The 18,362-nt window shown below is 45.3% G+C and carries 19 protein-coding genes, 2 tRNA genes and 1 riboswitch; of the genes, 15 read left to right on the forward strand and 6 right to left on the reverse strand.

Features of this window, described 5'->3' with window-relative positions:
• The first annotated feature begins 120 nt into the window (after positions 1-120).
• Together EHO57_RS04325 and EHO57_RS04330 are read left to right on the forward strand one after the other, a co-directional pair.
• Positions 121-336, forward strand: coding sequence for a hypothetical protein (locus EHO57_RS04325; RefSeq protein ID WP_135646347.1), 216 nt, complete (start codon positions 121-123; stop codon positions 334-336).
• Complete coding sequence (locus EHO57_RS04330; RefSeq protein ID WP_135646346.1) at positions 296-2,407, forward strand: PP2C family protein-serine/threonine phosphatase; 2,112 nt, start codon at positions 296-298, stop codon at positions 2,405-2,407. Before EHO57_RS04325 ends, EHO57_RS04330 begins: the two co-directional genes overlap by 41 nt.
• Here EHO57_RS04330 and EHO57_RS04335 read toward each other — a convergent pair.
• Entirely contained in the window at positions 2,404-3,132 is a 729-nt protein-coding gene (locus tag EHO57_RS04335) for a hypothetical protein (protein ID WP_135646345.1), read from the reverse strand. The genes EHO57_RS04330 and EHO57_RS04335 overlap by 4 nt on opposite strands.
• Before the next feature lie 50 nt (positions 3,133-3,182).
• A complete protein-coding gene (thiC, locus tag EHO57_RS04340; RefSeq protein WP_135646344.1) occupies positions 3,183-4,778 on the reverse strand; it encodes a phosphomethylpyrimidine synthase ThiC in 1,596 nt (531 codons plus the stop codon).
• Positions 4,779-4,901: 123 nt separating this feature from the next.
• Positions 4,902-4,996: riboswitch (TPP riboswitch) on the reverse strand.
• A 337-nt stretch (positions 4,997-5,333) separates the two neighbouring features.
• On the opposite strand from thiC, the gene EHO57_RS04345 reads away from it, so the two are divergent.
• On the forward strand, positions 5,334-6,224 hold the full coding sequence (locus EHO57_RS04345) for a porin OmpL1 (RefSeq protein WP_135646343.1): 891 nt from the start codon (positions 5,334-5,336) through the stop codon (positions 6,222-6,224).
• 191 nt (positions 6,225-6,415) lie between these two features.
• On the forward strand, positions 6,416-7,303 hold the full coding sequence (locus EHO57_RS04350; RefSeq protein WP_135646342.1) for a porin OmpL1: 888 nt from the start codon (positions 6,416-6,418) through the stop codon (positions 7,301-7,303).
• Between the two features lie 123 nt (positions 7,304-7,426).
• On the opposite strand, the gene EHO57_RS04355 is transcribed toward EHO57_RS04350, so the two are convergent.
• Entirely contained in the window at positions 7,427-8,128 is a 702-nt protein-coding gene (locus EHO57_RS04355) for a protein-L-isoaspartate O-methyltransferase family protein (protein ID WP_135646341.1), read from the reverse strand.
• Between the two features lie 39 nt (positions 8,129-8,167).
• Here EHO57_RS04355 and EHO57_RS04360 point away from each other — a divergent pair.
• A tRNA-Phe gene (locus EHO57_RS04360) sits at positions 8,168-8,240 on the forward strand.
• 8 nt (positions 8,241-8,248) lie between these two features.
• Here EHO57_RS04360 and EHO57_RS04365 read toward each other — a convergent pair.
• Entirely contained in the window at positions 8,249-8,488 is a 240-nt protein-coding gene (locus tag EHO57_RS04365; RefSeq protein WP_135646340.1) for a hypothetical protein, read from the reverse strand.
• A gap of 102 nt (positions 8,489-8,590) precedes the next feature.
• On the opposite strand from EHO57_RS04365, the gene coaE reads away from it, so the two are divergent.
• From coaE to EHO57_RS04410, 9 genes are all read left to right on the forward strand, one after another.
• Positions 8,591-9,217, forward strand: coding sequence for a dephospho-CoA kinase (coaE, locus tag EHO57_RS04370; protein WP_135646339.1), 627 nt, complete (start codon positions 8,591-8,593; stop codon positions 9,215-9,217).
• Positions 9,214-9,873: an SPOR domain-containing protein gene (locus EHO57_RS04375; protein WP_135646338.1), complete on the forward strand. Its 660-nt coding sequence runs from the start codon at positions 9,214-9,216 to the stop codon at positions 9,871-9,873. Before coaE ends, EHO57_RS04375 begins: the two co-directional genes overlap by 4 nt.
• 118 nt (positions 9,874-9,991) lie before the next feature.
• Positions 9,992-10,633, forward strand: a complete 642-nt coding sequence (locus EHO57_RS04380) for an FFLEELY motif protein (protein WP_135646337.1) — start codon at positions 9,992-9,994, stop codon at positions 10,631-10,633.
• Positions 10,634-10,745: 112 nt separating this feature from the next.
• The gene (locus EHO57_RS04385; protein ID WP_135646336.1) at positions 10,746-11,435 is read left to right on the forward strand and encodes a hypothetical protein; all 690 of its coding nucleotides are present in this window, start codon (positions 10,746-10,748) and stop codon (positions 11,433-11,435) included.
• Between the two features lies 1 nt (position 11,436).
• Positions 11,437-12,276 carry a CPBP family intramembrane glutamic endopeptidase gene (locus EHO57_RS04390; RefSeq protein ID WP_135646335.1) on the forward strand — a complete coding sequence of 280 codons (840 nt, stop codon included), beginning with the start codon at positions 11,437-11,439 and terminating at the stop codon, positions 12,274-12,276.
• Positions 12,277-12,427: 151 nt separating this feature from the next.
• Positions 12,428-14,005, forward strand: coding sequence for a methyl-accepting chemotaxis protein (locus tag EHO57_RS04395; RefSeq protein WP_135646334.1), 1,578 nt, complete (start codon positions 12,428-12,430; stop codon positions 14,003-14,005).
• 221 nt (positions 14,006-14,226) lie between these two features.
• Positions 14,227-14,308: transfer RNA gene (locus EHO57_RS04400), tRNA-Leu, on the forward strand.
• Positions 14,309-14,563: 255 nt separating this feature from the next.
• Positions 14,564-14,914 (forward strand): hypothetical protein, encoded by a 351-nt coding sequence (locus tag EHO57_RS04405; RefSeq protein ID WP_135646333.1) that lies wholly within the window; start codon positions 14,564-14,566, stop codon positions 14,912-14,914.
• On the forward strand, positions 14,911-15,237 hold the full coding sequence (locus EHO57_RS04410; protein ID WP_135646332.1) for an LIC10260 family lipoprotein: 327 nt from the start codon (positions 14,911-14,913) through the stop codon (positions 15,235-15,237). Before EHO57_RS04405 ends, EHO57_RS04410 begins: the two co-directional genes overlap by 4 nt.
• Positions 15,238-15,258: 21 nt before the next feature.
• Here the strand turns inward: EHO57_RS04410 and EHO57_RS04415 are convergent, their stop codons facing one another.
• Together EHO57_RS04415 and EHO57_RS04420 are read right to left on the reverse strand one after the other, a co-directional pair.
• Positions 15,259-15,969: an IspD/TarI family cytidylyltransferase gene (locus EHO57_RS04415; protein WP_135646331.1), complete on the reverse strand. Its 711-nt coding sequence runs from the start codon at positions 15,967-15,969 to the stop codon at positions 15,259-15,261.
• Positions 15,944-17,215 (reverse strand): diaminopimelate decarboxylase, encoded by a 1,272-nt coding sequence (locus EHO57_RS04420; RefSeq protein WP_135646330.1) that lies wholly within the window; start codon positions 17,213-17,215, stop codon positions 15,944-15,946. The genes EHO57_RS04415 and EHO57_RS04420 overlap by 26 nt, the downstream gene beginning before the upstream one ends.
• Positions 17,216-17,292: 77 nt before the next feature.
• Here EHO57_RS04420 and EHO57_RS04425 point away from each other — a divergent pair, with 77 nt between their 5' ends.
• Positions 17,293-18,360, forward strand: a complete 1,068-nt coding sequence (locus tag EHO57_RS04425) for a zinc dependent phospholipase C family protein (protein WP_135646329.1) — start codon at positions 17,293-17,295, stop codon at positions 18,358-18,360.
• The last annotated feature ends 2 nt before the right edge of the window (positions 18,361-18,362 follow it).

Below are 18,362 nucleotides of genomic sequence, written 5' to 3' on the forward strand. Positions count from 1 at the left end.
TTTTCAAAAATTTCAGTTGCATTTTGTCCTTCGAAGATTATTAACTTTTTCTCAATCTATTTATAGTGAAATCTAAGCAATTTTCGTAAATTAGAACATTACAAAAAAAGGACGTTCTCCATGGCCACATTCGTAAATTTCATTGCTGATGCCGCCGCAGACCCTGCTCTTGCAAAAGAGATAGTACAAGAGATCAACAACGGAACTCCTCAGAGTCTCCAAAGTTTATTCTCCAAGAAGGGTTATAATCTTTCGATCGAAGAATGCGAAACACTGATCAAAAACGCGCATCACATTGGACAAGAGAAGCTCACAGAAAACGTACGTTCTTATTAAATATCTAGCTTACCTGGCTCTGTTCTTTTTCTTCCTCCCCATCGCGAGTGAAGGAAAGAAAGAAGGGGCCAGTTTCGGAAGATACGAATTCACAGATCCTCAATTCCCGATCAAATTGCAGAAGGAGTGGAGATTTTCCTCTCAGGACGATCCCCAAAACTCTCAGCCTGGATTAGAAGATTCCTCCTGGTTCCCTCTCGCTACAAACGACGAATGGAACCGTCACCCGGAATTCGAAGAACATCATGGCATCGGTTGGTACCGTTCCAGTATACTTATCCCTGAAAATGCACTGCATTCGGGGTTAGGGCTACTCATGCCGGTCCGCGCATTCGGATACGAATTATTCGTAAACGGAAAGGAGATCTACTCATCCGAGTTTGATCCGAAGTCCAAAACATTCAGTAAGAATAATGCAAGGCCCATTTTGATCTCCGTTCCCGACGAGATCCTGAAACAGGGAGAAAACTCGATCTCTATCCGAGGTTATTCGGAAGACAATCTTTCTTCCTTCGAAGGAGATATCCTTTTCGGAAAGGTCTTGGATCTATCCCAGGAGCAGAATTCCAGGACGATCCGCGTCATTTCCATCACAGCAGTTCAGATCTTCCTTTTCATTTACGCCTTCGTTCTATTCTTGAATCGAAGAAATGAAGCCTATTACCTTCATTATAGTCTCTTAAATCTATTCCTTGCCTTTTGGCTTCTCGGTTTTAAAGGATATATCAGCCTGATCTCCGGATCGAAAACGTATTATATCTATTGCACATTCGTTTCTGCAATGTTGATCAACGTTTCTCTCCTGAGATTCGTATACGACTTCTTTTCGCAAAGAAGGGATAAGGTCCACGATGCAATAGTCGTCTTTTATGCTCTGATCGTATCGGAGATATTATTCGAATATTGGTTTAGCGGATCCATATTATATTTTATGAAGTATCTGTACGATCCTTTCATAGCTTCCGTTCCTCTCACTCTTCTATTTCTGATCTATAAATTGTCCCGCTTCTCCATTGCAAAGCTCCCTTTTGCATTCTCCTTACTTTTCGCATTCTTAGTTGTGTTCTCCTTTGTAGTGCATGGGGCCCTGATCTCCATAGACCTTATCGCGGATGATCCTTTAGTAAACGAAGGATTCTTCTTGATGAGCTTGATCTTCTCCTTCGTGCTCGCCAAAAGATATTCGAACACATTCCATGCACTCGAATCCGCTCAGGCTTCTTTGCGATCTTTGAACGAATCCTTAGAAACGAAAGTGATCGAAAGGACGCAGACAATCGCCGCTCAAAAAGAAGAGATAGAGCGAAAGACTCGGCTCTTGGAAAGAGATCTTGCGATCGCAGCTAAGATCCAATCTTCTCTTTTGCCTTCCGATCTACCAAAGATCCCGAATATAAAGCTAGCTTATAGATATGAACCGATGTTGGATGTGGGAGGAGACTTCGTGGATTCCGTTGTGGATCGGACAGGAAGAGCGATCGGGATCTTTATTTGCGATGTGACCGGACATGGAACGGGTGCCGCTATGGTCGCTTCTATGGTGAAAATGGCACTTGCTGATTGGACGGACTATCTAAGCGACCCGGGTCATATGCTCACTAAGATGAGGGCCCAATTGATCGGAAAGCTAAGCGGGAATTTCCTGACTGCTACGATCGCCACCTTCTTTCCGGAAACAGGAAGGCTACTGATCGCGAACGCCGGTCATCCGGAGACTGTGATCCTTCGCCGAAATTTCCCTAAGCCTGAATTGTTCCGACCTTCCGGAATGGCGATCACCGAACTCATGAAGTCCCCGTATCATACGGAAACGACCGTAATGGGTCCGGGAGATAAACTAGTATTGTATACGGATGGGCTTCCGGAAGCAAGGGAGCCTAACGGTGATTTTTACGGAGATGAGAAGTTTTTAGAATTATTAAGCGACTGTGCGAATTTGGAACCCGATCCGTTCTGCTCCACAGTCATACAGCAGATCCGCAGCTTCACACAAGAAGGAAACAACTCTCACGACGATATGGCAATGATCGTCTTGGAATATCTGGGTAAAACTGGAAATCCGACCGCTTAGACCGCTAGTCCGAATAGGATCTGCAATTGTGCCCCGTATGGATTCGAATGTTGTCTAGCTTCTTTTTCCGGTTCATTCCAATTCTTCTGCAATTCACGGGAATCCCAAGCAGCATTGCTATCATAAGCATCCCTTACGACACTCGTAGGTCGATTCGGATAGAACAGTAGATTCGCTCCCAAATGAATGAAGAATCCGGAAGGGAATATATATCTAAATCCTGAGCCCGCAGAGAAATACAATTTCTGCTGAGAAATACTCCAAGCGTAGTCCGTATACACTCCTGTAGGATATAGTGTTTCCGTTTTTCTTTGCTTCTCTAGATAGCTTTCGATCCCTACTCCTCCCGCAAAATAATACGGATTGGAAAACGGGAACCATTCCAGTTGTAGACTGGTTTGTCTCTGGATCTTTTCCGAATTTGTGAGAGTGAATGTCCCCGAAAGATTGGATTGCACTCCGCTTAGATCCAGATCGAACCTTTGGATATCTCTTTGCTCCTGCCATTGTAAGGAAAGAGCCAGCTTAGAAGAAAATTGGTATCCTGCCCCGAACCAACTCAATCCATTCGCAGTAAAACCTCCCGCAAAGATCTTTCGTTTCGCTCTTCGATCCGCTTGTTCCCATTCTCCCGGAATAGGAGCGAGTTCCTTTTCCTGAGAATAGGAGACTGTAGAAGCTAAAAGTAAAGCGACGATCCAAAATGTTTGCAGAAGGTTTTTCATATAAGTCCCAAATCCGAGCCAAGATCCGATCTTTTTACAGAAAGGTCAAGCTACTCGGAAGAAACATATACGCTAGCTCCTTTTCTCATGAATTCCTCGGATTTTTCCTTGAGACCTTCTTCCATTGCTTCGTCGCTGGAGATCCCTTTTTCTTCCGCATACTTTCTGAGTTCCTGGGTCAGATGCATGGAGCAGAAATGAGGTCCGCACATGGAACAAAAATGCGCTGTCTTCATTCTATCCTGGGGAAGGGTCTCGTCATGGAAGGACTGAGCCGTATCCGGATCCAGAGAGAGTGCAAATTGATCCTCCCATCTAAACTCGAAGCGAGCCTTGCTCAACAGATTATCTCTTTCTTTGGCTCCCGGATGTCCCTTAGCCAAGTCTGCGGCATGAGCCGCGATCTTATAAGCGATCACTCCTTGCTTCACATCTTCTCGATCCGGCAGGCCTAGATGTTCTTTAGGAGTAACATAGCAAAGCATTGCTGTACCATGCCAACCGATCATAGCGGCCCCGATCGCAGAAGTAATATGATCGTAACCGGGGGCTATATCGGTTACAAGAGGTCCTAACGTATAGAACGGAGCCTCCTTGCAGATCTCCATTTGCAGATCCACATTCTCCTTGATCTTGTCCATAGGCACATGCCCCGGACCTTCGATCATGACCTGGATGTCCTCTTTCCAAGCGATCTGGGTTAACTCGCCCAAAGTTCTCAACTCTGCGAACTGCGCCTCGTCGTTCGCATCCGCAATGCTGCCAGGACGAAGACCATCTCCTAAGGAGAAGGAGACTCCGTACTTTTTCATCACCTTGCAGATCTCTTCGAAACCTGTATAAAGAAAATTCTCCTGATGATGTGCCAGACACCATTTTGCAATGATGGAACCGCCTCTAGAAACAATGCCGGTCACCCTATTTGCAGTCAGAGGAATGTATCTCAGAAGGACTCCGGAATGAATCGTGAAATAATCCACTCCTTGCTCCGCTTGTTCTTCGAGAGTTTCCAGAAATACGGAAAGACTGAGATTCTCCGCCTTGCCCTTGACTTTTTCCAAAGCTTGGTAAATGGGAACCGTGCCGATCGGAACGGGAGAATTTCGGATGATCCATTCTCTTGTCTCATGGATATTCTTTCCGGTAGAAAGATCCATCACAGTATCCGCTCCCCACTTGGTCGCCCAACGCAGCTTCTCCACTTCTTCTTGTATGGAAGAAGAAAGAGCCGAATTCCCTATATTCGCGTTGATCTTGACCAGGAAATTCTTGCCGATGATCATCGGCTCCAATTCCAAATGTTTCTTGTTCGAAGGAATGATTGCCCTTCCCCTCGCGATCTCGCTCCTTACAAACTCAGGATCCATTCCTTCACGAAGAGCGACGTATCTCATCTCTTCGGTTATCAATCCTTGCTTTGCGAAGTGCATTTGGGAATGGTTTTCTACAGGCATTTGTCCCGTTTCTCGTGCGCGTACCCATTTTTCCCTGAGCTTGGGAATTCCCGCAGTCCAGTCGGAAGGATTCCACCCGTCCTTCCACGGACCCTCTGTACTATACGCGCTGTAAACGCTGCCGTTCGTTAATTTGATTTCTTTTTTGGGGATCTCGAACTCGGATGAGACCGTGCGTTGATTGGATTCCATAACATACTCCCTATGTTGAGGGGAAATTCCGGGATCCGACTAGGTGCAAAGGAAGAAGGAGACGAAAAAAGTTTATGCGAAAATTGTAATCTTCGGGATCCGTTCCGATCGAAAGACCGACTAGACTTTTTCTTTCCGTTTCCCTTCGCAGGCATTATCCTGATCAGGTTCCGGGGACTCTCTCAGAGACGAACTTCGTCCCACCCCCAACGGTTCCTTCCAGTAGATCCTAAGGTACTCAACTTGCAAGGAGTTTTCATATTTGAAAATTTGAATGAAAAAGACGAACTATCGTTCGTTAGTTTGTCACGATTCGATACAATCTAGTCACAAACTTTGTGTTGCGATGCTTAAATTCCGCTGCAATATTATTTTATCTAACTATTGTTCAAAATAAAATTCTAATCCAACAGACTTTTTTCCCTTACTGCGAATATCTGTTTGACACTCAGGTCCCGACCGTTAGAGTCCTGTCCTATGCTTGGGCCCAGTATAGACATAAATGGTTCAAGTGAAAATCTCTCTACAATACGAAAAGTTTAAGGAGCTATTTAAATGGTTCGTAACATTACGAAAGCTTTGCTAGTTTTCGCCGTCCTGTCATCTACTGCCGGCTTAAGCGCGAAAAGCTACATCACTGGAGGTTTGGGACTCCAATTCGACTTAGGAAGTTTGGGGCAAACAATTGCAACAGACGGTTTGGATGCTTCCAGCAATTACTCATCGACTGCAACTGACGGAACCCCAGGTATTTTGCAACGTCGTGCAATCATTCCTGAGAACAGATTGCTGACTCTGCAACACACTACCGACGGTTTGATCAAAACCAAAGCGAATGGTGCAATGTCCGGTCTTGTGATGTCCCTAGGATACGAGCAAGATTTCGGAAAGGCTTTCTTCTGGAGAGTGAACGCGCACTATACTCGTAAAGTAAGCGGCGGTCAGACCACTGCGAACTTCCTCGGATATCAATTCTATGATATTACTTGGGATTACAACGCTGTTCAGATCCCTGTGAACGTAGGTATTAAACTTTCCGCAACCGAAGATACTTCTTTCTATATCGGTGCAGGGGTTCACTACTTCAAAGGTGGATGGAGCTTAGCAGGAAGCAACAGAACAGAAGACGTTCACCAATTCTTGGCAACTGTTCCAGGTGCGACTCAGTTGAGTAACCTTGTAGCAGACGGAACTTCTCCAGTTGCAAACTGGGAAAACACTCGTTTCTCCGTTGCTGGATTCGCTCCAAACTGGGTGATCGGTGCTCAATCCAGAATTTCCGACAAAGGACATATTTACATGGAAGCTGAGACACTGTATTCCTTCAAATACGGTATCGCTCACCCATCTTCTTTGGGTGGTGCTTTAGGACTCGCTCCGAGCGTTGCTTATCCTATCGTATTGGGTGGAACTCAATACAGATTCGGATACAAGCACGAAATCTAATCATTAGATTTTCATAAAGTATGTAAAGGCTCTCCGAATGGAGGGCCTTTTTTATTTGTAGACCTTGGAACAAGGGTCCGTAATTCCAAAGGATTAATTTTTAGTTTTGTCTCCGGCCGTTGCACAGAGAAAGTAATACTGATTACGATCTTCCCGCTTGATCCAAGAGCTCACGGTTTGTTTGATGACGTATGATCCGAAACAAATGGGCCTCTCTTGCCCTTCTACTCTTAATACCGTTCGGCTACGCTGATGCAAAATCCTATGTCATGGGAAGCTTAGGTCTCCAGTTCGATTTGGGAAGCCTGGGAAACACCATCGCTACTGATGGATTGAATGCATCCAGTAACTACTCATCTACCGCATCCGATGGAACACCTGGGATCCTCCCTCGTAGAGTGATCATTCCCGAGGACAGGCTTTTGACCCTGCAACATACGACTGACGGTTTGATCAAGACCAAGGCGAGTGGCGCAATGTCCGGTATAGTCCTGTCCTTAGGATTTGAGCAGGATTTCGGAAAGGCATTCTTCTGGAGAGTCAACGCGCATTATACTCGCAAGGTAATGGGAGGAGATACTACTTCCTCATTTCTTGGATATCAATTCTACGATGTTACTTGGGATTACAACGCGGTTCAAATCCCCGTGAATGTGGGTATCAAACTTTCCGCAACTGAAAATACTTCTTTCTATATCGGCGCAGGTGCGCACTACTTCAAAGGCGGATGGACCTTAGAAGGAAGCAATAGAGCGGAAGACGTTCACCAATTCTTGGCGGCCGTGCCGGGTGCCACTCAAATCAGCGATCTTCTTGCTGATGGAACTTCTCCTGTAGCGAACTGGGAAAAAACCACTTTTACTGTGTCCGGATTCGCTCCGAACTGGTTGATCGGTGCCCAATCCAGGATTTCCGATAAGGGCCACATTTATATGGAAGCCGAGACTTTGTATTCTTTCAAATACGGGATCGCTCACCCATCCTCTTTGGGCGGCGCCTTAGGACTTGCTCCGAGCGTTGCTTATCCGATCGTATTGGGTGGAACTCAGTACAGATTCGGATATAAACACGAGATCTAAACATTCCATTTTTATAAAGCTACTTCTGGGCCTTCCGACGAAGGCCTGGGGAGTTTTTCTTTCTCTCGTAGATCGATCGTTCTAAAGATCAATGTTCGCTTTCTTATATTCGTTTACGAAAACCTAAAGAATTTCCGTCCTTCCTAGCAAAGGAACGAATTTCACGGAGAGTCGGTTCGTCTCGATGAGGCGGCCCTTCTCCTTTTTGAGCGTAAGTAGGAACTGGAAATTTTCCTTTAACTCCACCGGTAGGACTGCGATCCCATTCTCCTCTAAAGAATCGAAGAGTGGGCTTGTTTCAGAGGGAATTTTAGGAAAGCAAGCAGAGGAAACAAACTTGGTAAATCTCGTTTTTCCTTTGGTAAGCAGAAGAGCATCTCCTTCTAAGATGCGATTCCTGTTCGTGAATCCCGGAGACCAGGCTTCCAGTGCGGAGACTGCCCTTCTCCTTAACTCCGGAAAAATTTCCACGGAGAGGATCTTTGCCCCCATTGCATCCAGAATGGCGGAAAGATATCCGGAACCCGTCCCAATCTCTAACACAGTATCCGCCGAAGAAATCTGGAGCCGATCCACGATATACGCCACAATATAAGGCTGAGAGATACTCTGCTCTTCTCCGATCGGGATGGCTCTGTCCTCGTAGGAGAGATGTCGGACTTCTTCCGGAAGAAAGATATGTCTGGGAACTTTCAAAAAAGCGGCGAGTATTCTCTCGTCTCGGATCCCTCTTCCTGCGATCTGCTCCTGGACCATCTTCTCTCGTAAGAGGAGGGTCTCCGGAGTATCGAAGGAAGAGGAAGAGTCTAATTTAGGATTTTCCATTGACGCCTAGCCCCGACTCAGTAATTTGGTTCTGGGTTCGGCTCTGTAGCTCAGTCGGTAGAGCAGAGGACTGAAAATCCTTGTGTCGGCAGTTCGATTCTGCCCGGAGCCAAATCCAACTTATCCCTTCTTTCTTTCTTCTCCCAATTTCCATAGTTCCGTAAATACCAGATCCTCTACATGTTTGCAAAGCTCGGGCTTGTATAACTTCTTTACCGGTGGCTTGGGATAGACATGGATCTCGTCCGTGTCCGGAATATAAGTTAGCATTCTCAGAATCTGGTCCTCTCCTTCGATCTCGTACATCGTATAGGACATTCCTTTCGAAGGGATGATTTGAGAAGTTTCCAAGTATTTCATTCTTCGTATCTATCAAGCCGATCTCATTTGGAAAGAAGTAATTCTAAAATAGAAATCACGAAAAGGCTTGTACTAAAACAGCTTCTTCTATACGTTTTCCGAATGACTCGCTCTGCTTCCAGAACAGATGAGAGTTTTCTTGTCGGGATCACCGGCATGATCGGGGGTGGGAAGTCCACGGTTACCCGTATTTTCGAGGAGCTGGGAGCCTTTCGGATCAGTGCGGATGAAATAGCCCGAAAATTCACCGAACCGGACAGTCCGGTCCGAGAGGAATTGGTCCAAGCCTTGGGCAAGGAGATCCTAGATGATTCAGGTGCCCTGGATCGGAAGAGGATTGCCAAATTGGTCTTTGGGGATCCGGAGAAGCTAAAGGCGCTGAATGGGATCGTGCATCCCAGGATCCGCCAGGAATTCTCCGAGATACTCGCAAGGCAAACAAAGGACACTCTGGTTGCGTGGGAGGTTCCGCTCTTATTCGAGACGGACTCTTATACTCTTTGCGATGCTACCGTATGCGTGGTCTCGGATCTTGCCTCCTCCTTAAAAAGGGCTTCCGAAAGGGATGGGATCCGTCTGGAAGAAGTGGAAGCCAGGGCCAAAAACCAGCTTTCTCTTCAGGAAAAAGCCGAGAAAGCCGACTATACTCTTAAGAACCTAGGGGACTTGGGAGACCTTCGCAAAGAATGCGAACGATTGTACTCTGAATTGAGGGGAAGAATGAAATGAAAGAAAAAGTTTTCTACGTCATTAATCTAGATAATAAAAGGATCACTCTACTATCCCTATTCTTAGTGGGGCTTCTATTCTCCTTCTTCTTCTTAGGTGTTTCTGTGGGAAGAAAAAGAGGTCAGGTGCAGGATGATCTAACCCTGAACTCGAATCGAGAAAGCTTACAGGCGATGTCCTCTTCTTCTGTGACCCAAAACCTAGATGAGTCCGCAAAGCTCTCGGAAAGCAAACGAGAAGAAGAAGTGAAATTCAGAAATCTTCCGCCCGGAGCAGAAGTAGTAGATCTCAGAGCGGAGCCTTCTTCTCCTGCTAAGAAAGAAGAACCTTCCAAAATAGAGACTGAGGCTCCCGTTTCTTCTGAAAAAAAATTGGTTCGCAAGGAAAAGGAATCAAAAAAATCCGTTGGGACTCCGCATAAAAAACTTTCTCATAAAGTAGATAAGGACTTTTTCGTTCAGGTAGCGGCTTTCAAAACGAAAGAAAAAGCAGATGAACTCAAATCGTCCCTTGGTGGGAAGTCCTACGTGAAAAAAACCAAAAACGGTTATTTCACGGTTCGCTTAGGCAATTTCCCTTCTAAAGACGACGCGGAGAAATCGATGAAAAGACTTCCCGCAAATTTGAAAGAGAACGCTTTAGTCTCTAAGGAATAATCCGCTATCTCGGAGAACGTCTGTACATTTCTACGAGATAGAATTTCTTGAGCCCAAAGTCTTTCGTTTTTTCAATTGACCGACTAACCGGGGAACTTCAATTTCGTTGTTAATAGAAATGGATCAAAAAGAACTCGAACCAGTTCGTATAGCAGTTGTAAGATCCACCATTGATAGATTGCGTCACACGTATTCGGACTTGATCGGCTCGATCAAGGGATACGACGGAATCCCAGACTTCTTCGAAAATAATCTCTACGCCCCTAGCAATAAGGAAGAGAGAGACAGCGCTCTCGAAAATCTCTACGAGAAATTAAAGACGGTCGCCGGAAAATCCATGACGGACAATATCCATCAGATCATTCTTCTGAATCGGATCACCGACTCTTTGGATTTCGATACGGCAAAGGTCGTGGTAGAGAATAATCTGATCGAAGGCGGCATAATTCCTCAGGAAGGATTGTATGCCGCGTTAGGCGCTGTCGGCAGGTTCGACGACAGAAGGGAACAGGTCCGTATGGTAGGAGAGACCTTGAAATTCTTCTTCTCTCTTTCCAAACTTCCTATGGTTAAATTGATCATGGCTCCGATCAAGGTGGCGGCTTCGATGGTTGGCGCCACTTCTCTCGTGGATACTATGGAAGCAGGTTACAATCTATCCACAAGGATCAAGGATCTGCAACCGTTCATCGAATCTTTTGTCGACAGAGAGAACCGACTTTTGGGAAAACTAATGAACGGCGAAAAAATAGACGCCTGATCTTCCTTTCCTTCCCCCAACCCTTATTCCATTTCGAATCCCTCTTGCTATTTTTCCCGGACACTATCAAATCTTGTCCCGATCGGATCCTGGATCCGAGGAGGATGAATTCATGTTTATAGGACATTACAGCGTCGCGTTTGCGGCCAAGAAGGTGGAACCTAAGACCCCTCTTTGGACTACTTTCTTAGGGGTCCAATTCGTGGACATTTTGTTCATGATCTTCATTGTGTTCGGCATAGAAGGAGTTCGATTTGTTCCGGGGATCAACGAGGTCAATAGCTACGATCTCTATTTTATGCCGTATACCCATAGTCTCGTTGCCGGGATCGTTTGGGCGATTATCGTTGCGGTCTTCTTCAGATATACATTATTAAAATCTAAATCGTATTCCGATTCGAGTAAGAATAAAATAGCGGGGCTCATCGGCATCAGTGTTCTTTCTCATTATTTCTTGGATCTTCCCATGCATAATCAGGATTTACCTATCCTATTCGATTCCGGACCGAAAATCGGTTTCGGTCTTTGGAATCACAAGTTCTTGTCCATCGCTACCGAATTCGTTTTAACATTGATCGGGCTAGTTTTGTATTTTAAAGCGACCAAGCCTAGGCCCGGGTTCGCAGGTCAGTATGGAATGATATTGTTTTCGGGATTCCTATTTCTTTTAGTCTTTGTGACACCCTTTATGCCTCCTCCTCAAAGCATTGGAGAGTTTTCCACTTCTTCTTTAGTGGGATACATTCTTCTGATCGTTTTAGCCGGTTGGTTGGATAGTAAGAGAATTCCGGTTGGGGCTTAAATTGGAAGAAAGGAAAAAACATTTTCCAGGGGTAGCTGGTACGATCCCGCTACTATTACTCGTTTTAGTACTCAGTGTACTCATTCCTTATTCACTTTCTTTTCTCTCCGTAAGGTTAGAGCAAAAGATCCTAATGGGAATCACAAACTCTTTCGCCTTCGGGATTGCTATCCTGATCGGATTTAAACTGAGTAAAAGAAAGGCCTCCGAGGTGTTCCGTATGGATCCACCTCGTCCCTTGGAATCCTTGAGCTTCATCCTAACTGCGATCGGCCTTTCTATCCTCTTGTCGGAAGCGGATAATCTATTTTCCTTGGTCTATCCGAAGCCAAGATGGATCATCGATGCATTCGGCGGTTTATTCGACGGGGAGAATATGCTGCAGTCCTTTCTTCTTCTCTCGGTAGTAGCGCCAGTAACTGAGGAGCTTTTCTTTAGAGGGCTTTTGCTCGACGGATTCTTAAGGAATTATTCCGTGAAGACGGCCTTTTTGCTTTCAGCATTGTTGTTCGGTGCCATTCATCTCAACCCTTGGCAATTTGTAAGCGCTACCATGATCGGCGTGTATTTGGCCTGGATCCTGTATCATACCAACTCGATCTTTCAGACAATCCTCGTCCATGCGGTCTTCAATGGGATCCCTCTACTCGTGCTGCATGTTCTGAAATTGGAGATCGTAGGTTATACAACTATTTCGGAATTCGGAAGACCTCAGTCCTTACAGCCTGCCTGGCTAGATCTTTTGGGTTTACTCATTACTGGTTTTGGGTTATTCTCGACCCTGATTTTCTTTCGAAAAAGGAAAAGCGAAAGATCGGCTGAAATTTCCTATGCCGATTAACCTAACTCCGAAAAGTTTATTTTCCTAGTTAGGTTTGTGAAATTGTAAAATTAGAACGATTTCTTAAGTCCAAATCAATACGGCCGGAAACATATCCCTGTCCGTATTTTATCCAAAGAATTTTATTTAAAGAAAGGATCATAGTGATCATATGTCTTCCAGCTTAGTCCAGACTACTAATTTCTCCATCAAAGGAGCGATCAGCATCAACCGGATCCGGATCGGTTTTTCGATCGTAATGCTCTTCGTGAACCTGCTCTCCATTGTGTCGAATGCGCAAGGCGACGGTATCTCCCTAAGCACCATATTGAACTTACTCATCGAATTTACTATCCTAGGATACGGGATCGCTCAGATCGTAATGATCCGAAAAGATAAACTTTCTCCAGCCTTCGTGACGCTTTGCGTATTCCTGGATATCCTGATGTATTCCCTGATCTTCATCGTGGTTACAGTTACTGCAGCTTCTCTAGAGGCTATGGTGGGAACTCTGAAGATGCCTTTCTTCATTATGCTTTACTTTTTCGTAATGATCTACTCTGGGCTTCTTCTTTCGCCTAGAACCACCATGATCGTCGGGTATGTGGCCTTGATCGGGACCTTCTCCATGGATTACTTCGCTTGGCTAAATGGGGTCCAGTTCAAATACGCGACGGATAAGGCGGAAGAGATGTCCGTATTCTTCGAGGTGATCAAACTCGTATTCTTTATCTTGGGGATCCATATCCTTACTTCGGTAGTTAAATTCTTAGTGAACGTTTCCGATATTGCGGCTGCTTCTAGCAAAGAGGCAGAGCAGAAAACTGCAGAAGCGGAGAAGACAAAAGATAGGATCACCTCCGAAGCAGACGCCTTGAACAAGAGTACTTCCGAGATGAAGAATGAGATGGATACTCTAAACACGGAGATCCAGAGTCAGGTTTCCAGTATGGAACAGATCGGTGCTTCCTTAGAAGAATTAGCGGCTTCTACCGACAGTGCAGCGGAATTTGTTAAGGCTCAGTTCATCAAGATCGAAGAATTGAATAGGGAAAGCGATACTCTTCATTCTATCCTGAAAGAGGTCCGAGTTTCTACAGAATCTCTTTCCAAAACTACCGAAGAATCCAAAGTCTATAGCCGAGATGTATCTGCCGCTATGGAAGTGCTCGGAACGAATTTTAACGAAGTAAGTAAGTCCTTCCAAAAAGTGCAGGATGTAAACGATATTATGAGAGAGATCGCCGATCGCACAAACCTCTTAGCATTAAACGCATCTATCGAAGCAGCAAGAGCGGGAGATCACGGAAAAGGATTTGCTGTTGTTGCGCAAGAAGTAGCAAAATTAGCCGACAGCGCCTCCGAAAATGCTTCCACCATTTCTAAGATCATTGCAGAAGCCGCAAAGTTGATCACAAACGGAAACTCTGCTGCAGAAGAAACCAAGAGAAAGGTCTCCGTCCAAGAGTCCGGTTTTTCTTCTATCGTTACGAACCTGAACCAACTCCAGACTCGAGTGGAAAACCAAGGCCAGATCCACGATTCCTTCTTAAAATCGTTCCGTGAATTATTCGATCTCTCTAGACGGATTGAATCCGTCGCAAGCGAACAGAAGAATGGAACGAAGGAAGTGGTGCAGGCGCTTTCTTCTATTGAGCAGTCTTCGAACCTAATTTCTGAGGGCTCTTCCAGAATGAGATCGAATTTGGAAGAGCTTTCCGAGCAATCGCAGAGATTGGTTGGAAAGTAGGAACTCAGGGGATTTATAGTTCCCACATGCGTCAATTTGAGTTGCTTATTTGATGTTTTTCTGATATAGCGGCAATCGCGATCCCACGGGCCACTCCCCCCTATCCCGAGATGGGTGGGGGCCGCATTTTGCAGGCCTGGGGACAATTGGCGCTCCTGGAACAAAACAAATTCAATCTGCTTGACTGTAACTCGACTCACTACAAATTGTCCATAAGCCTCGCGAGTGTGGTGAAATTGGTAGACACGCCAGATTTAGGTTCTGGTGCAGTAATGTGTGGGGGTTCGAGTCCCTCCACTCGCAAAAATCCCATCCAACTTAATCATTCGTAATGTCCCTTTGCCTGGGTCAATATTCTCCAAGAATCTGAATAGAGCCTAACTTAAGGTCATCCAATAGTAATAATCCTTTTATCTAAACATCTCTTCCAGTCAGATCATATCTCAAAAAGGATATAACTTTTTCATTATTAGGAAAATTATGAAAAATGAATGTAAAATCTATTGCGCATTTTTTCTGTATTCATTCCTTTAAACAAAATTCCTTAAAGGAGATGAGATGAATATTTTTAGCAAGAGATTCACGTTACTTGCGCTTTCTTTAGTCGTGGCGATCGGATGTTCCACTACGCAAAGGGTTTCCGTACTTTCCTTCGGAAATCTGGAAGGAAAACAAATTCCAGACTCCACCGAGAAACTGACCGGAGGGGCAGTAGAAGGGGAGAATTGCGGTTTTGCCTATAGCCTGGCTCTAGCTGTCCATCAGGCTCTCCAAAAACTTCCCCAAGCAGACACTTTATTAAACGCGGATGTCACCCATAAGACGGGAATATTTGTTATAAGCAATTGCATTTCTGTTAAGGGATTCGCAACGAATAGCGCTAACTTAAAAGAGGAGAAAAAGAAATGAAGACGTTCAAACTTCTTTTGATTTTGGCATTATTTCTATCACTTGCCTGCCAAAGCGTTCAATATCCCGGTCCTTTAACGTACATTGCTGTCGATCAACCTGTAGGAAAAATCGATACCTCCCAGTCTCAAAAGGCCATTTTTAAAAAGTCGAGAGTCGGCTTTCTATATCGGAGCCCCGTTGGAGTCGCAGATTATCTGAAAGAAGCGGAGAGCAGAGGGGCAGGCCAAATCCAACGTAACGGGGATGTGGTAATGCGAGTTCCTTTTTGTATCCTTTTCTTCTGCATTGGATCTGACAGCATCACAGTGCGTGGAAAATAAGATCAGAAATATTCGGTTTTTCTAATTTTTTACGAGAGCTCGAAAAAGCGGTAAAATTGCCTCCGCTAATGCCAGATCCTCGGGCTGCGTGATTTTTAGATTGTACGGATGCGATTCCACAAGTTTGGACGGAATTCCCCGGAACTCCGTCCAAGTACATAGATCCGTGGGCTCGAAGCCTTGGATCTCTTTCGGCAACTTCTTCAGTATATCGCCTCGGATTGCCTGGGGTGTTTTCATGAACCAGATCTTCTCCCGATCCAGAAAATGAAAACTATCCTTTTGTTCCTCTAAGACTGTTTCGTAGTTTCGGGTCGCTAGCGTGGCCACTCCCTCAGTTTCGGCAGCGTGAGCGAGTCTATCCAGATCGTCCCCTAGAACGAAAGGCCTCGCGGCATCGTGAACCAGAATGATATCCTCGTTTGCGATCTGCAAACAGGAAAGACCGGCTAACGTAGAAGCGTGCCTCGTTTCTCCGCCTTCTACGATTCTGTCCCAGTCCCTCAGAAAAGGAGCACAGATCTTTTCAGTCTTTTCTATATAATCCCTATGAGATACCAAGATAATGCTCTTGGTCTTTCCCCACTCGAGCAAAGATTCTAAGCTATACAGTAATAGTGGCTTCCCTTGCAATTCCAAGAATTGCTTCGGCAAGGAACTTCCCATTCGGGAGCCTGTTCCTCCCGAGAGAAGCAGTACATGCACATTACCCGAGGGCAACCAGGACTTCATTTTGTAGGATCTGTTCCAGACTTTGTTTTTGGCGGATAAGCTTTAGGCTTCCGTCCGAATCGATGAGTACTTCAGGCGTTTCCGGATAAGAGTTATAGTTCTTCGTAGACATAGAAGAGCAGTAAGCGCCCGCCCCCTCCATCACGACCAGATCCCCGATCTCCGGAGTTTGGGTCGTTCTAAGTTGAGGCCCTCCTCCTTCTTCCTGAGTGATGAGATCTCCGCTCTCGCAACAATGTCCTACGTATACGAAATCCCCGGTTTCTGTTTTTGCTCCATCTTTCTGCGGAATAACAACTAACGGATGTTTGGCTGCATACAAGGCAGGCCTCGTATTTACATCCATTCCCATATCCAGTTTTACGAATGTAAATCCTCCATCTCCAGTGGTAACCTTATCGTCCACTTGGGCCAGGATGGCTCCATTATTCACCATTAAGTAAGAACCCGGCTCGATCTCCATTTTGAGTTGGATGCCTTTTTCTTTTGCGAAATTCTCGAATAGTTCTTTGACTGGCTTTCCGATCAATTGGGGATCCGTAGTCTTCTCCCCTTGCATCCTTCCTACTTTAAAGCCTCCGCCCAGGTTTACTGTTCTGCAATCCGGGAACTGAGAAGCGATCTCCAGAGTATAATGCGCCACTGCCTTCCAGACTTCCGGATCGGATCCGGAGCCTATATGAGTATGCACTCTTACGAGTTTCAATTTGTATTGAGAAAGTATTTCTTTGACCTTTCCGATCTCTTCATGCCAGATCCCGAAAGAAGAAGTATTTCCTCCCACATCCGTCTTCTTAGTAGCGCCTGAACCCAATCCCGGATTGAAGCGCACGCTCACTTCCCCGCCAGGAAATGCTTTTCCGTATTCTTCTAATTGTCGAAGGGAACAAGCGTTGAACTGCACTCCTTGGGGAATGAGTTCCTTTAAGGATTTCGCAAGCTGCTGAGAAGTGAGAAGGATATCGGAAGGTTTAAATCCCGCAAGAAGAGCCCTCTTCACTTCGTGTTCGGAAGAAGCGTCTATATGAATTCCTTTTTTTCTCAGGATCTCCAGGATCGTACGACCTGGATTTGCCTTCATCGCAAATCGGACGGTGATCCCGAAAGCGTTCGGGAATGCGAGCACGGAGTCGCAGCTGTTCTCGATTCCTTTTCGGCTATAAACAAAGATTGGAGTTCCGTACGTTGCGGCGATTTTTCTAGCTTCTTCCGGAGTCAAAAATTTAAGATTTTCTATTGATTGCATAGGGTTAGAGGGTTTTCTAGATAGTTCTAGGCCATCTTTCCGATCGGTCGGGGTTTTTTCAAAGGCAAAATTCCAATATGGCAGGCAAAATCACTCACCTCGAAGCTCTTTCTCAGGTCTGCAAACATTTGGACCATGGCACACCCGAACAAAGAAAGATCGCCAAATTGTTAAGAGAAGAAAGCACCCGCAAGTTTGCGAACATCGGCGCAATCGCTCCCGACATTTTTTATTTTTATCATGTTCTCTCTCCGGTCCGAACGAAAAAAGCCCTACCTTGGGGAGACCTAAGCCACCACGAAAATGTTTTGGAATTGGTCCTGAATTTTCTGGACCGAGTCCTGACTGTAGAAGAGGGAATTTATAGAGATAGATTCCTAGCTTTCACGTTAGGTTATATTATCCACTGCGCGGTAGACATCGTAACTCATCCGTATATCTTCTTCATTTCCGGGGATTATTATAGCGCGGACAAAGAGATCAGCGCCAAGGCGCAGTACAATCACATGAGGGTCGAGTTCGCACTGGATTCCTGGCTTTTGGATTTCCGCTGGGGAATGACTCCCAAGGCTTACGATTTCGTGCAACATGTGGACGTACTCTTCAAAGGCAAGGATCGAAAAGAAAAAATGGATCCTATGCTCTGGAACTTCTGGCTACGAGGATTGAAGGAAACCTTTCCGAACGAGTTCAAAACCAAATACATCGGCTCCGAAGAAAAGATCATACCGGGAGATATACTGAACGAATCTTTTTTAGGTTATCTATATTTTCATAAATACCTGGATTCCCGTAGTAAATTCATCCGTACCGCTCTCAGTCTCATAGACAAGATTACTTTTCATAGAGTGAAATCTTCCGTTCTAATGCTTCCTCTCAAAGAGCATATCGATAAGAGGATCATGAACGAAGAAAAAAGGGAATGGTCTTATCCTGCGGATCCAAGCATAATCCGTAATGATTCTTTCGTTGAATTGATCAATCGCTCCTGTGAGGCAGCCAAGGAAGCGGTCACAATGGCCTGGAACTATGTGCATGATAAGGCTTCCCGCTCGAATATGATCAAAGAATACCAAGGATATAATCTGGACACCGGCCTCAGATACCACGGTATAGATAAAATGCGTCAGTTTTCGCCTTTATAATT

Origin of the sequence: Leptospira langatensis (genome assembly GCF_004770615.1) — a bacterium.
GTDB classification, from domain to species: Bacteria; Spirochaetota; Leptospiria; order Leptospirales; family Leptospiraceae; genus Leptospira_B; species Leptospira_B langatensis.

Excerpts from the sequence above, each read along its gene's own strand:
- EHO57_RS04350 (WP_135646342.1), top strand. The coding sequence starts at position 6,416 with ATGATCCGAAACAAATGGGCCTCTCTTGCCCTTCTACTCTTAATACCG.
- EHO57_RS04395 (WP_135646334.1), top strand. The coding sequence starts at position 12,428 with ATGTCTTCCAGCTTAGTCCAGACTACTAATTTCTCCATCAAAGGAGCG.
- EHO57_RS04415 (WP_135646331.1), bottom strand. The coding sequence starts at position 15,969 with ATGAAGTCCTGGTTGCCCTCGGGTAATGTGCATGTACTGCTTCTCTCG.
- EHO57_RS04405 (WP_135646333.1), top strand. The coding sequence starts at position 14,564 with ATGAATATTTTTAGCAAGAGATTCACGTTACTTGCGCTTTCTTTAGTC.
- EHO57_RS04425 (WP_135646329.1), top strand. The coding sequence starts at position 17,293 with ATGGCAGGCAAAATCACTCACCTCGAAGCTCTTTCTCAGGTCTGCAAA.
- EHO57_RS04375 (WP_135646338.1), top strand. The coding sequence starts at position 9,214 with ATGAAAGAAAAAGTTTTCTACGTCATTAATCTAGATAATAAAAGGATC.
- EHO57_RS04335 (WP_135646345.1), bottom strand. The coding sequence starts at position 3,132 with ATGAAAAACCTTCTGCAAACATTTTGGATCGTCGCTTTACTTTTAGCT.
- coaE (WP_135646339.1), top strand. The coding sequence starts at position 8,591 with ATGACTCGCTCTGCTTCCAGAACAGATGAGAGTTTTCTTGTCGGGATC.
- EHO57_RS04380 (WP_135646337.1), top strand. The coding sequence starts at position 9,992 with ATGGATCAAAAAGAACTCGAACCAGTTCGTATAGCAGTTGTAAGATCC.
- EHO57_RS04325 (WP_135646347.1), top strand. The coding sequence starts at position 121 with ATGGCCACATTCGTAAATTTCATTGCTGATGCCGCCGCAGACCCTGCT.
- EHO57_RS04365 (WP_135646340.1), bottom strand. The coding sequence starts at position 8,488 with ATGAAATACTTGGAAACTTCTCAAATCATCCCTTCGAAAGGAATGTCC.
- EHO57_RS04420 (WP_135646330.1), bottom strand. The coding sequence starts at position 17,215 with ATGCAATCAATAGAAAATCTTAAATTTTTGACTCCGGAAGAAGCTAGA.
- EHO57_RS04410 (WP_135646332.1), top strand. The coding sequence starts at position 14,911 with ATGAAGACGTTCAAACTTCTTTTGATTTTGGCATTATTTCTATCACTT.
- EHO57_RS04345 (WP_135646343.1), top strand. The coding sequence starts at position 5,334 with ATGGTTCGTAACATTACGAAAGCTTTGCTAGTTTTCGCCGTCCTGTCA.
- thiC (WP_135646344.1), bottom strand. The coding sequence starts at position 4,778 with ATGGAATCCAATCAACGCACGGTCTCATCCGAGTTCGAGATCCCCAAA.
- EHO57_RS04385 (WP_135646336.1), top strand. The coding sequence starts at position 10,746 with ATGTTTATAGGACATTACAGCGTCGCGTTTGCGGCCAAGAAGGTGGAA.
- EHO57_RS04355 (WP_135646341.1), bottom strand. The coding sequence starts at position 8,128 with ATGGAAAATCCTAAATTAGACTCTTCCTCTTCCTTCGATACTCCGGAG.